Origin of the sequence: Streptococcus suis (assembly GCF_016743335.1) — a bacterium.
GTDB classification, from domain to species: domain Bacteria; phylum Bacillota; class Bacilli; order Lactobacillales; family Streptococcaceae; genus Streptococcus; species Streptococcus suis_Y.
This window is the reverse complement of the sequence record NZ_WCJE01000002.1, coordinates 81,229-95,373: the sequence shown is the minus strand read 5'-3', so window position 1 is coordinate 95,373 and position 14,145 is coordinate 81,229. Positions and strand designations below refer to the sequence as shown.

General features: G+C 39.2%; 32 protein-coding genes. 29 read left to right on the top strand and 3 right to left on the bottom strand.

Features of this window, described 5'->3' with window-relative positions:
• Positions 1-36 precede the first annotated feature (36 nt).
• The 3 genes from F9856_RS01410 to F9856_RS01400 are packed head-to-tail and all read right to left on the bottom strand — an operon-like array spanning position 37 to position 1,468.
• Positions 37-729 (bottom strand): HIRAN domain-containing protein, encoded by a 693-nt coding sequence (locus F9856_RS01410; RefSeq protein ID WP_202105486.1) that lies wholly within the window; start codon positions 727-729, stop codon positions 37-39.
• A 9-nt stretch (positions 730-738) separates the two neighbouring features.
• Complete coding sequence (locus F9856_RS01405; RefSeq protein WP_171942900.1) at positions 739-1,116, bottom strand: ImmA/IrrE family metallo-endopeptidase; 378 nt, start codon at positions 1,114-1,116, stop codon at positions 739-741.
• Positions 1,103-1,468 (bottom strand): helix-turn-helix domain-containing protein, encoded by a 366-nt coding sequence (locus F9856_RS01400; RefSeq protein ID WP_024379266.1) that lies wholly within the window; start codon positions 1,466-1,468, stop codon positions 1,103-1,105. The genes F9856_RS01405 and F9856_RS01400 overlap by 14 nt, the downstream gene beginning before the upstream one ends.
• A 182-nt stretch (positions 1,469-1,650) precedes the next feature.
• Between F9856_RS01400 and F9856_RS01395 the strand changes: the two genes are divergently transcribed.
• The 29 genes from F9856_RS01395 (at position 1,651) to F9856_RS01260 (ending at position 14,124) form a co-directional block, all read left to right on the top strand.
• The gene (locus F9856_RS01395) at positions 1,651-1,887 is read left to right on the top strand and encodes a helix-turn-helix domain-containing protein (protein WP_202105485.1); all 237 of its coding nucleotides are present in this window, start codon (positions 1,651-1,653) and stop codon (positions 1,885-1,887) included.
• A 22-nt stretch (positions 1,888-1,909) separates the two neighbouring features.
• Positions 1,910-2,125 carry a hypothetical protein gene (locus tag F9856_RS01390; protein WP_024379264.1) on the top strand — a complete coding sequence of 72 codons (216 nt, stop codon included), beginning with the start codon at positions 1,910-1,912 and terminating at the stop codon, positions 2,123-2,125.
• 14 nt (positions 2,126-2,139) lie between these two features.
• Positions 2,140-2,274: a hypothetical protein gene (locus tag F9856_RS12270; protein ID WP_268933438.1), complete on the top strand. Its 135-nt coding sequence runs from the start codon at positions 2,140-2,142 to the stop codon at positions 2,272-2,274.
• The gene (locus F9856_RS01385; RefSeq protein WP_202105484.1) at positions 2,271-2,615 is read left to right on the top strand and encodes a hypothetical protein; all 345 of its coding nucleotides are present in this window, start codon (positions 2,271-2,273) and stop codon (positions 2,613-2,615) included. The genes F9856_RS12270 and F9856_RS01385 overlap by 4 nt, the downstream gene beginning before the upstream one ends.
• A gap of 43 nt (positions 2,616-2,658) precedes the next feature.
• Positions 2,659-3,447: a ParB N-terminal domain-containing protein gene (locus F9856_RS01380; RefSeq protein ID WP_172034489.1), complete on the top strand. Its 789-nt coding sequence runs from the start codon at positions 2,659-2,661 to the stop codon at positions 3,445-3,447.
• Positions 3,448-3,460: 13 nt separating this feature from the next.
• Positions 3,461-3,745, top strand: coding sequence for a hypothetical protein (locus F9856_RS01375; protein ID WP_044675092.1), 285 nt, complete (start codon positions 3,461-3,463; stop codon positions 3,743-3,745).
• Positions 3,742-3,930 (top strand): hypothetical protein, encoded by a 189-nt coding sequence (locus tag F9856_RS01370; protein ID WP_202105483.1) that lies wholly within the window; start codon positions 3,742-3,744, stop codon positions 3,928-3,930. The genes F9856_RS01375 and F9856_RS01370 overlap by 4 nt, the downstream gene beginning before the upstream one ends.
• Position 3,931: 1 nt before the next feature.
• Positions 3,932-4,186 carry a hypothetical protein gene (locus tag F9856_RS01365; protein WP_044675260.1) on the top strand — a complete coding sequence of 85 codons (255 nt, stop codon included), beginning with the start codon at positions 3,932-3,934 and terminating at the stop codon, positions 4,184-4,186.
• A 150-nt stretch (positions 4,187-4,336) separates the two neighbouring features.
• Positions 4,337-5,665, top strand: coding sequence for a replicative DNA helicase (dnaB, locus tag F9856_RS01360; protein WP_202105482.1), 1,329 nt, complete (start codon positions 4,337-4,339; stop codon positions 5,663-5,665).
• A gap of 2 nt (positions 5,666-5,667) precedes the next feature.
• Complete coding sequence (locus tag F9856_RS01355) at positions 5,668-6,426, top strand: conserved phage C-terminal domain-containing protein (protein ID WP_024402309.1); 759 nt, start codon at positions 5,668-5,670, stop codon at positions 6,424-6,426.
• Positions 6,427-7,248 carry an ATP-binding protein gene (locus tag F9856_RS01350; RefSeq protein ID WP_202105481.1) on the top strand — a complete coding sequence of 274 codons (822 nt, stop codon included), beginning with the start codon at positions 6,427-6,429 and terminating at the stop codon, positions 7,246-7,248.
• A gap of 10 nt (positions 7,249-7,258) precedes the next feature.
• Positions 7,259-8,035, top strand: a complete 777-nt coding sequence (locus F9856_RS01345) for a DNA methyltransferase (RefSeq protein WP_202105480.1) — start codon at positions 7,259-7,261, stop codon at positions 8,033-8,035.
• A 218-nt stretch (positions 8,036-8,253) separates the two neighbouring features.
• Positions 8,254-8,436 (top strand): hypothetical protein, encoded by a 183-nt coding sequence (locus F9856_RS01340; protein ID WP_202105523.1) that lies wholly within the window; start codon positions 8,254-8,256, stop codon positions 8,434-8,436.
• A complete protein-coding gene (locus F9856_RS01335) occupies positions 8,423-8,914 on the top strand; it encodes a MazG-like family protein (RefSeq protein WP_202105479.1) in 492 nt (163 codons plus the stop codon). The genes F9856_RS01340 and F9856_RS01335 overlap by 14 nt, the downstream gene beginning before the upstream one ends.
• The gene (locus F9856_RS01330) at positions 8,911-9,216 is read left to right on the top strand and encodes a DUF1372 family protein (RefSeq protein WP_202105478.1); all 306 of its coding nucleotides are present in this window, start codon (positions 8,911-8,913) and stop codon (positions 9,214-9,216) included. The genes F9856_RS01335 and F9856_RS01330 overlap by 4 nt, the downstream gene beginning before the upstream one ends.
• The gene (locus F9856_RS01325) at positions 9,216-9,521 is read left to right on the top strand and encodes a DUF3310 domain-containing protein (protein ID WP_202105477.1); all 306 of its coding nucleotides are present in this window, start codon (positions 9,216-9,218) and stop codon (positions 9,519-9,521) included. Before F9856_RS01330 ends, F9856_RS01325 begins: the two co-directional genes overlap by 1 nt.
• Positions 9,506-9,703: a hypothetical protein gene (locus F9856_RS01320; protein ID WP_202105476.1), complete on the top strand. Its 198-nt coding sequence runs from the start codon at positions 9,506-9,508 to the stop codon at positions 9,701-9,703. Before F9856_RS01325 ends, F9856_RS01320 begins: the two co-directional genes overlap by 16 nt.
• On the top strand, positions 9,703-9,993 hold the full coding sequence (locus F9856_RS01315; protein WP_202105520.1) for a hypothetical protein: 291 nt from the start codon (positions 9,703-9,705) through the stop codon (positions 9,991-9,993). The genes F9856_RS01320 and F9856_RS01315 overlap by 1 nt, the downstream gene beginning before the upstream one ends.
• Positions 9,990-10,232: a hypothetical protein gene (locus tag F9856_RS01310; RefSeq protein ID WP_202105475.1), complete on the top strand. Its 243-nt coding sequence runs from the start codon at positions 9,990-9,992 to the stop codon at positions 10,230-10,232. Before F9856_RS01315 ends, F9856_RS01310 begins: the two co-directional genes overlap by 4 nt.
• Positions 10,222-10,635: a single-stranded DNA-binding protein gene (ssb, locus tag F9856_RS01305; RefSeq protein WP_202105474.1), complete on the top strand. Its 414-nt coding sequence runs from the start codon at positions 10,222-10,224 to the stop codon at positions 10,633-10,635. Before F9856_RS01310 ends, ssb begins: the two co-directional genes overlap by 11 nt.
• Before the next feature lie 9 nt (positions 10,636-10,644).
• A complete protein-coding gene (locus tag F9856_RS01300; RefSeq protein WP_202105473.1) occupies positions 10,645-11,043 on the top strand; it encodes a hypothetical protein in 399 nt (132 codons plus the stop codon).
• The gene (locus F9856_RS01295) at positions 11,040-11,453 is read left to right on the top strand and encodes a hypothetical protein (RefSeq protein WP_202105472.1); all 414 of its coding nucleotides are present in this window, start codon (positions 11,040-11,042) and stop codon (positions 11,451-11,453) included. The genes F9856_RS01300 and F9856_RS01295 overlap by 4 nt, the downstream gene beginning before the upstream one ends.
• Before the next feature lie 216 nt (positions 11,454-11,669).
• Positions 11,670-11,936: a hypothetical protein gene (locus tag F9856_RS01290; protein ID WP_236659517.1), complete on the top strand. Its 267-nt coding sequence runs from the start codon at positions 11,670-11,672 to the stop codon at positions 11,934-11,936.
• Positions 11,933-12,190, top strand: a complete 258-nt coding sequence (locus F9856_RS01285; RefSeq protein WP_202105471.1) for a hypothetical protein — start codon at positions 11,933-11,935, stop codon at positions 12,188-12,190. The genes F9856_RS01290 and F9856_RS01285 overlap by 4 nt, the downstream gene beginning before the upstream one ends.
• Complete coding sequence (locus F9856_RS01280; protein ID WP_202105470.1) at positions 12,190-12,339, top strand: hypothetical protein; 150 nt, start codon at positions 12,190-12,192, stop codon at positions 12,337-12,339. The genes F9856_RS01285 and F9856_RS01280 overlap by 1 nt, the downstream gene beginning before the upstream one ends.
• On the top strand, positions 12,308-12,577 hold the full coding sequence (locus F9856_RS01275) for a hypothetical protein (RefSeq protein ID WP_202105522.1): 270 nt from the start codon (positions 12,308-12,310) through the stop codon (positions 12,575-12,577). The genes F9856_RS01280 and F9856_RS01275 overlap by 32 nt, the downstream gene beginning before the upstream one ends.
• The gene (locus F9856_RS01270) at positions 12,519-12,956 is read left to right on the top strand and encodes an ArpU family phage packaging/lysis transcriptional regulator (protein WP_105158343.1); all 438 of its coding nucleotides are present in this window, start codon (positions 12,519-12,521) and stop codon (positions 12,954-12,956) included. Before F9856_RS01275 ends, F9856_RS01270 begins: the two co-directional genes overlap by 59 nt.
• A 121-nt stretch (positions 12,957-13,077) precedes the next feature.
• Entirely contained in the window at positions 13,078-13,644 is a 567-nt protein-coding gene (locus F9856_RS01265) for a site-specific integrase (protein WP_202105469.1), read from the top strand.
• Positions 13,645-13,785: 141 nt separating this feature from the next.
• Positions 13,786-14,124: an HNH endonuclease gene (locus tag F9856_RS01260; protein ID WP_105158342.1), complete on the top strand. Its 339-nt coding sequence runs from the start codon at positions 13,786-13,788 to the stop codon at positions 14,122-14,124.
• Positions 14,125-14,145 lie beyond the last annotated feature (21 nt).

The window sequence follows — 14,145 nt, the reverse complement described above, 5'->3', positions numbered from 1 at the left end:
ACGCTCTGACCGGCCAAAGTTGAGCGTAGGGCTTTTTTATTTTTTGAAAATCAATTTATAGGCAGTTGCTGGAGCAAAAAACAATACTCCAATGACTAACCCAACAAAAAATTCTAATATTTTTTGCTTAAGCAGGAAACTAAATGCTACTAAGACAAATAATATCCCAATTAATATTAACAAAAATGACAGAATTAGAAAAAGATTTTGCCAGAAACTGTTGGTAGTTTGAACTGGTGAAGCAAGACTATCCACTGAAGATGCAGATTTTTTCGGAATTGGAACCTTGTTTACTACTAAATCCAGTCTAAACGATATTTCTTTTTCATCCGAAATTACTTTGGTCAAAGTGTCATCTAAGGTTTTGAACTTTCCACCTCTACCATGTAAGGTTGCCTTAATATTGTAATCAGATTTGCCAACGTACCGATTTACTTTTTTAGCAATATCTGCAGGAAGATAACCGGCAAACAGCCCTCCAGCTAAGACTTTCACAGCATTCGTATCATGTGGATTTTTTGGCTCTCGTACCAAAATAATATCATTTGTCTCAAGATACTTATATTCATACACATTTGAGTATGTTTTTAAAATGTATTCTTTGATGCCTTCATCTGACATTGTCAGATAGTTATTTTTCTTAGAGAGCTTCTTCATGATCTCAAGGGCTTCTTTTTGATGATAATTGGTACCCATAAGTCTAAATGAGTCGTTATAAATCTCTGTCATGTAATCTCCTTAACTAACCAATTTATAAAATTCTTCTTGTATCATTCGCTCGCCCCAGCTGGTTGCGATTTTGTTAGTTTTTGCAAAGTACAACCAGTTAAAATCATTCGGGTCGTACTTACTAAGATATTCCTTGAGCAGTTCTCTAACCATAAATCTGTCAGCTTGATTCTCATACTGCAGTAAGCATCGAGAGTAATTGACAGGATTGTGGTTGATGTGTCCAAGTTCGTGCAATATTACCCGTTCTCGCTCAGCTTTAGTGAGTGCGGCGGATATATAGATGGTTCGTAAGTCTGGAAAATAAAGTCCAGGCCTATCCCACATATCGTCTGGATAAACAAATAATTTAACTTTGTATTCTTCTAACAGTTCATCTATCTTCACTAGCACTAACCTCCAAGGATAGTTCAATGATCTTGGTGATTTTCTCTACATCTTCATCCGAGAGTGGTTTGCCGTCGAATAAGACAACACGCTCGCGTAGGTTTGAGAGGTCGATTGTGGGAGTAGGTTCTTTTGTGGGTGTCACTTCCATACCAAGTAAATACTCAGTTGTAATACCTAATACTTTTGCAAAAGTATCGGCACGGTTTAGCGGGAACTCTCTTGTTTTATTAAAATATCTAGAAAGTGTTGATTTGGCAATTCCTGTACGACGGGCCAACTCACTCATTGAGATATTCTTTTCTCCCAATTTATCCATCAATATTTGGATTATTTCTTCATTGGTCCTCATATTTTTACTCCTTTTTCAATTTGAATTCATTATAACATCGTTCCCAAAAAAACACAAACAAAAGCAAAAAAATAATATTTTTATTTTTTTTTTGCAAAAAATGTTGACAAAACGGAACGAAAGGCATATACTAAAAATGTTCCACAACGGGAACGATAAAAGTTATCAAGAAAGGAGTACGAATGAAAATAAATTTAAAACGTCTAAAAGCAGAACGTATAGCAAAAGGTCTAACCCAAGATGAAGTGGCAAACCGTATGGGCTGGAAAGACCGTGCTTTATACGCTAAACGAGAGAATGGTTTGGTAGATATCGGCGTAAATGAGTTCGCGAATATTGCCGCAATCCTTGGATTTTCAAGAGATGAATTAGGAATTTTTTTTGAAGATAGCGTTCCCGAACGGAAACTATCCAACTAACAAACTAGAAAGGAAGAAAAAGATGTCAGGAATTGAACTCATAAGAAAACGCAATAAAACAACAAATTCTCTGAAAGAGAAAGGTTTTCTAACAGTCTACGACTGTAACGAAAAAAGAACGCTCATCTTAAAAGAAGTGATGCGGTTTCCAAGGGTTAACCCACGATGTGGCTATGCAAACAGCCATACAGTCATTGGCTACTTGGACAAACAAGGTAATGCGGTGTTTACTGCGTAGAAAGGAGAGAGAACATGGAAAGTAAATTGATCGCCAACTGGCAAAAGAAAAACTACCAGCTCAGTCAACTGATAGTTGATAGCCTCGAGGGGCTAGATGTTTGGGAGACTGTGGTGGCACTGGGAAAAATCAGAAAGGAAATGGCATGACAGTATCTAGGGAAATGAATGACTTGGAAATCAAAGTTCTCAATGCTATCAAGAATAATGCTAGTTACGACTTGCCAATCCAAGCAAGTGAACTACGGCTAATATTCAGCATTTCAAAGCGTAGCTTGGAAGAAGTGATTGAAAGCTTGCGGGTTAATTTTAATCATCCGATAGTAGCAAAGAAGACTAAGCCAAATGGATATTACCTGCCTAAGTCAGAGCATGAGAGATTGGATGGGTTGGTACCATATAGGCGACAGATTGAAACCGAGAAGAAGAATCTAGCAGCGATCATGTCGGTGAACTTGGAAAACTACTGGAATACAACACAAAAAGCCTGACGGCAATCAGGCTCACAAATAAATATTACAAGAGGATTATACCATGAAATCAAATGAAACATCAAATGAAATATTAATAACAACAGACTATAGCATTTTTAGTAAATTAAGTAATCGAAAAATCACAGAGAATAGTAAGTTAGAGGATGAACTTCTTTCACAGGGGCAACGGCAACCAATTTTGGTAAATGATAAGTTACAAGTGATTGATGGCCAACATCGCTTGTATTACCTCAAAAAACATCGTAAGCCAGTTCGCTACATCATTGATCCGACCGCAGACTTCAAGACGGTTATTTCAATGAATACCTCCGCAGTGAATTGGGGGTTACGTGATTATGTCTATTCTTACTCATTAGAGGGTGATACCGAATTCATAAAACTAATGAATTTTTTAGAAGAAAATGATTTATTGAGCGATAAGATGGTAATTACTGCGGGTGCTGGTCGTAGAGACGGAACAGGTACTCAAGTTATTACAAGATTAAAAGATGGAGACTACATTTTTTCAAATGAGAAACAGCTAAGAAGTTTTTGCAAGTTTTATGAAAGGGTATTATCTGAAACAAAATTACCAAATAAACCATTTCTACAATCTGTGCTTTGGACTCTTTATACAACCTCAGTATTTTCTGAAGATAGAATGCTATCCCAACTAAAAAAATCAAATGTGAATAGTGAAACTATTGAAGGATATTCTAAAAAACGACTCTTATTACTCTTTTTAGAAACATATAACGGTCGATGGAGTGATGATCATCCTTCTGTTATTCAATATTTCATTAATCGAAAGGGTGCATTAGTGATTCCAAGTTTGCCTAAACAAGATTAGGTTGGAGGACTTTATGAATGATCTAATGATTCAAATGTTGGACCAGTTTGAAGCTGGGCTAATGGACAGAGCGTTGAAGGTCATGCACATAGTGACCGATGAAAAAAGGCGATATCCAATGGAACTCAACAAGTCGCAATGTGCTGAAATGCTCTTAGGAACAAAGGATACGGGAAGTTTTGATGCACGATTTAATTGCCACAAAGATTTCCCACGTATTCCGAACGCTCGCGAGAAGTACCCTCGTGATGCAGTGATTGAATGGTATCACAATAATTGGCAGAGGACAGCGATATGACAGAAGAATTGATGTTGACAGCTGAGCAAGGTTTGGCATTTATTGCTATTTTGACCCCAATCTTAATCTGGCTGATTCGTAAACCTGTTGAGATTGAAATAGAGGTCAGGGAGCCAGTGATTGAAGAAAAGCAACCAGAGCGGAATTTGAGATATCTTCAAATCCACAGATATTACGGAGGATAGAATGAAATTTTGGGACATGATGAAAAAGTTTTTGAGCGTTGAGGAAGATGACTACATTCCTGAAAGCCAACATGAGCTGGAACGTGAGTTGGCATACGAAAGGTATAGGGTCAAGGAATTTAAGAAGTTGGCAGACCTGAAAGAACAGGAATGTGTTGGTAAAGCTAGGCTAATCCAAGAGTTAAATAGACGGATTGAGCATTTAGAGAAGGTTAACAGATGCCAAGCCGAGCTATTAGCAGATCGTGAGGTCTAGCTATGGTCTGGATTGTGGCAAAAATAAATAAAAAGAGTCGTGGTCGGAAGTACCACTACAAGAAGTCTTTTGATACCTGGCAAGAAGCCAGAGTTTATCAACAGGACCTTTGGAATAAGGGCATAGTGACTGAAATGTGGGAGGAGAGGAATGGACAACATAGCAACTCTACCACATGATGTCTTGGCTGAGCAGGCAGTCCTTGGTTCTATCTTCATTGACCCAGACAAAATTGTCTTAGTAGCTGAGCATCTAAAACCAGAAGATTTCTACAGACCAGGACATCAGATTATCTTTCGGACCATGCAGACCTTGTCTGACAATGGGCAGGCGATTGATGCGGTCACGATGAAGACCGCTCTGGAAGACCAGGGAGACTTGAGCGGTGTTGGAGGATTGGCCTACATTGCTGAGATTATCAACGCTGTGCCAACCAGCGCTAACGCTGAATTTTACGCTAAGACAGTCGCTGAGAAGGCCCTGTTAAGGAAAGTCATTGCTAATCTCTCAGATACGGTTACAGGTGCTTATACTGGTGAAATGTCTGCCAATGACCTGATTGCCAGGGCGGAACAAGCTTTGGTTAATGCCAGCAATTCCAATCACAATACAGGTTTCAAGCCAATTTATGATGTGATTTTGGATAGCCATAGCAAGATTGAGCAACGCTCAAATGTGTCAAGCGATGTGACGGGAATTGCCACTGGATTTAGAGATTTTGACAAGCTGACAACTGGACTGCATGAGGACCAGTTGATAATCTTAGCGGCTAGACCTGCAATGGGTAAGACGGCATTTGCCCTCAACATCGCCCAGAATGTCGCCTGCAAATCTAATAAGCCTGTGGCTATATTCTCTTTGGAAATGGGTGCAGAGAGCTTAGTTGAACGTATGCTTGCAGCTGAAGGCACTATCAAGAGTTATCACATCAGGACAGGGAAGCTGACACCGATTGAATGGCAACGGTTGATATATGCCCAAGGGCAACTGGCAGAATCACCAATCTACATCGATGATACGGCTGGCATCAGAATAGCTGAAATTAGGTCCAAAGCTAGAAAGCTAGCCCAAGCAACAGAAGGCCTAGGTCTGATTGTCATTGACTATCTGCAATTGATACAAGGGTCACGTTCGGACAATAGGCAACAGGAAGTGTCTGAGATTTCCCGTCAATTGAAGATTATTGCTAAGGAATTGAAAGTGCCTGTTATCGCTCTGTCACAGCTTTCTCGTAGTGTTGAGCAACGTCAGGACAAACGACCAATCATGAGCGATTTGAGAGAGTCAGGCAGTATTGAGCAAGATGCTGATATTGTAGCCTTTCTCTATCGTGATGATTATTACCAGGACAAAAAGGACGATCAGCCAGAAAAGAACTTGACTGAGCTGATCATCAAGAAGAATAGGCATGGTGACCTTGGGACAGTCAAGATGTACTTCCACAAGGAATACACCAAATTTACAAATACGGAGGAATGAGGATGATTAGGAAGACAGATGTTGAAAGTCACATAGCTTTTATACGAATCCCAAAGCCATTGATTCACGATCAAAAGTATAATCAACTGAGTTTGGCAGCCAAGTTTATGTACGGCTTACTCTATGACCGCTTGCAGTTGTCTCTAAAAAACAAATGGTATGACTCGGACGGTATAGTTTTCCAATACTACACAAATGAGCAATTCATGCTTGACTTGTCAGCAAGTGAGAAGACAGTCATCAAAATCAAAAAGGAATTGTCAAATATCGGGCTATTGAAAGAAGTTCGCCAGGGTGTTAACCTCCCTAACAGACTGTATCTAAGTGCAGTTACTGGAACTGTAAAAAGTACAGGTCAGGAACTGGAAATTTTACAGTTAGGAACTGTAGAAAATACAGGTCAAGAACTGGAAATTTTACAGGGAAATAAGACTGAGAAGAATAAGACTGAGAAGAGTAATAATATAGATATTGTTTCAGAAGTGATTCTCTATCTCAATCAAGTTGCTGGGACTAGATTTACTGCTGGCTCACAAGCTACACAGAAACATATCAATGCCAGGTTGAAAGAAGGCTACACGCTTGAAGACTTCAAACAGGTTATTGACACTAAAACTAGCGAATGGCAAGGAACGGAATTTGCCAAGTTCTTGAGACCTGTTACTTTATTTGGGACAAAATTTGAAAACTACATCAATCAGCAACCACCCAGAAGTAAAAAGAACGATGCTACAGAAGTTGACGAAAGGTTGGGCTTTTAGATGAATCCATTCAAAAATTTTCAGACCAGACAAGTCTTGGACGAAACCTGTGAGGTCCACGGTTGTCAGCTTTGGTTGACCAAGGTACCTATTAAGGGACAGATGGAAGAACTCAAGCAATGTCCAGAATGCACCAAGGCAGCAATCCAGACCTTTGAAAGTAAACTGAACAGTCAGAGCAAGGTCAACAACAAGCTTGCTGATACCTACGCAGTCTTTGAGAGAGACAGTCTGGTATCTGACAAGCTGAAAAGCAAGAGCCTTGATAACTATGAGATTAAGGCTGACATTGACCAGAAGGCTATCAATTTTGCCAAGAGGATTGAGCAATTTTATCGACATAAGGGCTTCGGCAATGCCATTGTGACTGGACCGTCAGGAGTTGGCAAGAGTCATCTGACATACGGATTGGCCAAGTACATGAACGAGCAATTCAAGGCATACGGACATCCGAGGTCGGTGCTGTTTGTATCGCTGGTCACTCTCTTTACCAAAATCAAGGAGAGTTTCCATACAGAAAATGGCTACTCTCAAGCTGAAATGATTGAGCTACTCAGCAAGGTTGACTTTCTATTTTTGGATGATCTTGGAAAAGAGAGTCGGAAGGCTGATACTCGCAATAACGAGTGGACACATCAGATACTCTACGAGATTTTGGACAAACGAAGCAACACGATCATCAACACGAATCTGACCAGCAAGGAAATTAAAACCTTGTATGCAGATGACTATGGCAACGGTGCCTTGTCCAGTCGGATTTTGGAAGGTGTGGTCGGAAACAGCTTTGCATATCCGAAAGAGACGGAAGATAGGAGGTATTGATATTGAAGCAATGATAGTTTGGGCTCTCTTTGATAGTGGCAATGGTTCCTACACAAAAGGAGTTGCTACACTTAAACGTTCAGGGGGGGCGAACATTGACATCTATCCGATTGGCATAGACATAGAAAACAAGAACAATCACTTTATCAACTTGAATTTAGCTGACTATAGCAGGCTTTTTGGGGACAACACTCTATTTGACACTTTGGATCAATTACCAAAACCTGACCTAATAATCGCAAGTCCACCATGCGAGTCATGGTCCAACGCAAGTGCCATGAATGAGGGGAATGCCTGTTGGAAACAAGAAGACCTTTCAGATAGTTTATTCGTACCACAGCGTGAGGCTAGTATGTTCACAATCAGGAATAAGTCCGACTATGAACAGGCTTATATCAATTATCAGTACGATAGACAGTTCATGAAGCGTGTGAATGGAGAATTATGTGCCTTCAACACTGTTGAGATTATCAAGCGGTACAATCCCAGATATTTCATTATTGAAAACCCTGCAAGTGGTCGGCTATGGAAGTACATTGAGGATGTTATGGGATTTAAGTTACCTTACCTAAACATCACAAGGTATAACAACTATGATTATCCACTTCAAAAACCTACAAAGTTCGCTAGCAATATCAACTTAGATTTGAAAAATGAAATCATTAAACAGGAAATCGAATGGGGACATTTTTCAAAGTCATACAATGAGAGGTCAAATATACCTCAAAAACTTGTGATTGAGATATTTAGCAGGGTGTATAAGGATTTTATTAAATTATATGATTGAGCTATATTTTATCTTCAATGGATATCGCAGACATCATCTTGGAAACTTTGTTCAGGTCCAGGATGCTATCGATGCACTCAAAGCACACCAAAAATCATCATCAGCTATCAACAATCCACGTTTTCGCAAAAGTATGAGTGGAAATACTATCAGGATTGATTATGGAGCAGTTGATTGTTATTACTTGATAACTAAGAAACTAACGGAGGAAATACAAAATGACTAGAGGACAAATGATGACATTGCCAATCAAGGAGGGAAACTTGATGATGGCCAAAGCTGAGGCGCTAGATGACTTAATTGAAAATGGTGTCATCAGCAAAGAAACTATTATTAACATCGGAGACGAAAACTGGTATGCAGAATACTTAGCAAATAAATGGGGGATTGAAAATGACTAAAACACTTGATGAAAAGGTCCAGCAATGGTTTATCGACCGCAATTTACACGAAGCCAATCCAGTCAAACAATTTGAAAAACTCATGGAAGAAGCTGGAGAATTATTTGAAGGTGTTGCCAAAGGCAAGTCTGACTTGATTAAGGATTCCTTGGGTGACATGCAAGTTGTCTTGACTGGTCTGGAATTGCAGATCAAGAATGGTGCAGACATTCGAGCGACACCAGAAGAAATGGAATTGCTGCTAATGGTTGCCAGTCTTGGCAATCTCGCCAACAAATTACACAAGCATGTATTTTACGATGAAACCAAGACACCACTAATCAAGCCAGATTTGATTATGCTACACAGCAACATCCATTCTGTTGCTATCCATAATTGCACAACGGCTGATACTTGTCTAAAGATAGCCTATGACGAAATCAAGGACCGAAAGGGCAAGATGATTGACGGAGTATTTGTGAAGGATGCAGACTTGTGAGAAAGACATTAACAGCTATCGGTAACTTTTGCATTTTACTATCCATCCTGGCAACACCATTGCTGATCATCTATAAGATTGACAAGCTAGATTCTAAGATTGAGCAACCAAAAATCATCGTCTATCGAGTTGACAATGCGGGTGCTGAAATGGTTGGCACTGTGACGGACAAGGAAATTATCCAAAGTAGATATATCGTGACGGTTGGAGCCTATGGGAAATTTATGGTCACTAAAAAGCAATATGACCAAATTAACATAGGCGATCCAATACCGAATTTTCTGAAAGGACGTGGGAGTTGATGACGCATTGTGATTTTACGACTAAGCGATTAAATACACTGACTGATGAAGGTCAGTTTGGTTTCAGGGTTATTCATGACAACGTGAACAGTCCAAGCCATTACCAAGGTAATTACGGCATGGAGTCAATTGATGTACTTAGAAATTTCATGACACCAGAACAACTGAAAGGCTTTCATCTCGGAAATGCCTTGAAGTATCAGCTACGCTATCAAAAGAAAAACGGTCTGGAAGACCTGAAAAAAGCAAGAAAGAACCTTGATTGGTTGATTGAGGAAGAGGAAAAGCAATGCACAGAACAGTAGGAATACTTGAATTTAAAGACTTTATGGCATTTGAAGATGGTCAAGCTGTGCCAGTATATCTGCACAGTGCCAATCCGAATGTACCAACAACAAACAAGGACGATGCCATGCGAGTGACCAAATGTCGCTACAAGAAAGAATTTGCTGACAAATATATCTTTAGGAAGGTGGAGGTGGAGTGATGGTCAAAACACTAGAGCAGACATTAAAAGATGATTCTAAGAGCTTCAAAGTACCAACTATCATTAGACCATATGATATTGGTTATAGAGTTATCTCCGAAAACGGTAACATACTCAGTTTGAGAAATGGTGCCAGTGTATTCTCCTTGCCTTCAGAAGCTAGAAAATCAATCCAAAAAGAATTTGGAAAAGATGACCCGAGTTTTGATGTTGAAAAATATAGGGTTGAAGAAGTGGCCATTATCAATTTTGAAAAATTAAAGATTTTTCTGCAGGAGACTAGAACATGAAAGGAAAAATTTCTGTAGGCTACCACTCTGAGCAATGTAGGGTAAGGATTAACAAAGAATGGAGGCGGGCTGAATTTCTTGGTATATTTCAAGATACTGGCACAGATTTGTTCGGTCAACCGTATGCAAGACCAGTTGCTGTAGTCAAAATTAACGGCAGGCTAGTCAGTGCTGTGCTTAATGAGGTAAAGTTTGATGAGAATCCTGAGTTGATGGAGGAGGAGTTACATGATCAATAATGTTGTACTGATTGGTCGATTGACCAGAGATGTGGAGCTACGCTACACGCCTAACAATGTTGCAGTTGGAGCCTTCAACCTGGCAGTCAACCGTAATTTTAAGAACGCTGCTGGCGACCGTGAAGCTGACTTTATCAATTGCGTGATTTGGAACAAGCAGGCCGAAAACTTAGCCAACTGGACCAAGAAAGGTCATCTGATTGGCATTACTGGACGAATCCAGACCAGAAGCTATGAAAATCAGCAAGGGCAGAGGGTTTATGTGACCGAGGTTGTCGCTGAAAGTTTCCAGGTGCTTGAAAAGCGTGATAATACTGCTAACTATTCAAGTATGGACGAGCAAATGCCACCAGGGTTCGGCGGCCAGCCGATGGATATTACAGATGACGGGTTGCCGTTTTAGGAGGATATGATGAACAAACGGATAAAAAAGAAAAAGCAAAAGGCAGCATATAAAATTCCAAAACAGATCATTCGCTTGGCAAGAAGATGGACGGAATTGGACAGCGAGATAGTTTTCATGGCTGAGTTTCGAGATATTGAAAATGGTCATTATCCGAAAAAGCTCGTGGAAAATTGTGTTCGTAAATACAAGAGAATCAATGATTTTTTAATCAATATTGAATCTGATAGTATCTTACGGAGTTGTTTTATTATTTGTCACAGTGCTTACGGAGATGAGCAATTTGACGGAGAATACTGCGATCAATCTTGTGGTTATTCTGAAGATGATTACCACGGTGTCTATTACTATCCGATAGGCGAAAATCTATATTTTGCCTACAATTACGAATGCTATGGGAAGAAATGAATACTGAACTAATGAATGAACTAAAAGAACTGCTCGGCTTATTTCCAAGGTCATTTATAAATGCGAACCTGGAAGTGATACTGATTCCAAAAACAAACACGTATTTTAGTTTGGAAGGAGTACAATCACGAAGAGACATCATCGCAAAATTATTGATGTGGTGCAGTAGGACAATAGTAAAAGGTCAACCGTTTCGTAGTCAGAAAAGGAATAACTTATTTAGAGAAGTTATCAAAAAATCTTTTAATTACTACTTAGGAACACTTTTTTCAGATGAGGATATAGTTTTGATTTATCAAAGATTAGGCAATGGAATCAATCCAGAATTGACGTATAGATTTATTGATAGTGGATTTGACATGGAGGTGTTAGATGACGACCAACATTGTCCAATTCATACCGAAACATGATATATGCTATGAATGCTACAAGAGGAGAGCAACAAAGTTGTGTGATTTTATAATTGGTCAGACAGGAATAACATTCTATCGAAGTTTCAGTTTATTTAAAAATCAGCAACCAAGGTTTCTTACTTGTGATAAGCTGCTCTGTGACAGTTGCTCAAACAGATTTCATGGCATGGATTTATGTAAAAATCACTTTAAAAAAATTACAGGAGGTATTAAATGAGTTTAAATGGAATTAGATTGTTACCAGATTATGGATGTAAGATTGAAATTGATGTAGTTCAGTTGCTCAAAGAAAATGAGTTCCTGAAAGATGAACTTTACAACCGTGCATACAAAGACATCGAGCGTCAAGAAATTGAAATTGAGACCCTGAAGGACAAATGCGTCGACCTCATGTTGGAAAACGCTGACTATGTCTGGGACGAAATGGCTAGAGAAACAGCCAAGAAAAGGGCTAATACTAGAAAATGGAGGGCGAGATGATTACTATTCAGCTTGATGAAGAGTTATTGACAGCACTTGTTTTTGCAGCAGCTCAAAGCTCATGCGGTTTCAATCGAAACACTTTGCAGGAGAACCAGTTGTGGCATTTACATTGCTGTGACTATAACGAACCAGTATATGAAGTGGCAAAGCAAATCAACCTTGATGACATTCAAGACGAAAGCTACAGAGCCTATTTTCAAGAAGTAAGGGCGAAAGGTGATAAATATTATTCGGAGGTAGAAGAAAATTGATGAATGGTTACGAGTTTATGGCCCAGCATCCATTTTTGACTGCATTTATTGTGTGGGTAGCCTGTGCCTATTTCGCAGAGTGCATCAAGTATCTATCTGGTTACAAGGAGCAGAAAGATGAACAAAAGAATCAAGAAGAAGAAAGCTAAGCAAGAAGAGTTGAGAAGACAGAAGGAACTTGAACAGCTGATTCGATGGTTGAATGAAAATGATATTTCGTTTGAACAGATTGCCCAAAATGTCGCTATATGTTGTGCACAAGTGATTGATGGATTATACAAAGCAGTCATTACATTTGCAGAGGGAGTAGGAAGGTTGGTAAATTCTATTGATTGTAGCAGAATTGGACACGAAGAAGACGATAGAGAAAGCAGAGAGCACTCTTGAAAAGTACAAAATGTGGCGAAACATTGCTAATGATTTTCAGGAACAGAAGATTACTCAGCAATACACTTTTGAGCCTAGACAAAGTGTTTCAAAACCAAATCAACAAGTTGAGAAATTGGCACTTAATCATGTCGAGGCAGTTAATGAGCTAGAAGCCATAGAATATTCGGTTTCACATATTTTACAGCCAGAGCTAAGATTGATACTGATTTTTAAATATCTCAAACCCTATCCAATACCCAGAGAAGAAATCATGAAAAAAATCGGTTATGAGGAAACTCGCTATCATGAATTACTTAATTTAGCATTGATTTCATTTGCAGAGATTTACCGTAGAGGTGTGTTGTTGGTTGAAAAACGGAGTTTGGGCGGAGTTTGAGCGAAGTTTAAACGGATTAAGACCGCAGGAAATATACAATTTTCAATGCTAAAATAGTAGTATGAGACAACAGGAACTAGGCAGGCATTGACCTGTCTTTTTTATGATTGGAGGTGAGCAAGTGCGGTCTGTTGAACCTATTCGGAACGTTGATGATATCGAACGTATCAAAGATTATCTGAAAGAGAGAAACGAGCGAGATTATATCTTGTTCATGTTTGGGATTTACTCTGGTATTCGGATCAGTGACTTCATTGGCCTTAAAGTCAAAGATGTTAAAGGGGACAGGGTGTTTGTGGTCGAGAAGAAGACCAAGAAAGCCAAGCCATTTGCCATCAATCCAAAGCTAAGAAAAGCCCTAAATCAATACATAGAAAATAAAGAACTGAAAGATTATGACTTTCTATTTCCAAGTAGAAAACGCGACAAACGTAATGGTGTTCAGTTCGCCCCAATCCAACGGAAGACAGCGTGGGAGATTGTCAAGAAAGCTGGTCAACATATCGGGCTGGAAAACCTTGGTAGTCATTCCATGAGGAAAACATTTGGATATCATTACTATATCCAGACACATGATGTGGTCACATTACAAAAAATATTCAACCACTCAACTCCAACAATAACCCTGATTTACATTGGTTATCAGCAGGATGAATTGGATGAGGCAATACTGACGTTTGACTATTGAATGTAACAAAATAAAAGCATGTTACTTTCATTTTTTTAGAATGCAGCTGAAGTCTTGATGTATCTAGCTTAGAGTAGATTATAGCGAACGTAACAGAATATAAGATATGTTACTTTCAACAGGTGTTTCAGGAGGTAAAAAATGGCTGAAACTAGACCAGACAGAAGTGGTCCGCATCGGGTAGCTTTTGAGAAAAACAAGAAGATAATTCTTAAGACAAGAAACACATGTGGAATCTGCGGAAACCTCGTTGATAAGTCATTAAGTTATCCGCATCCATTAAGTCCTGTGATAGATCATATCATCCCTGTCAATCGCAATGGACATCCATCGGATATTAACAATCTTCAACTTGCTCACTGGCAATGCAATCGGCAGAAGTCCGATAAACTATTTGCTGACGATAAGGTAAATGGAACGAAAGTTGTTGGCAATCGAAATTTACCACAAAGTATGAATTGGACGAAGTACCGAGGTTGAGAACATAGGGGAGTACCACCC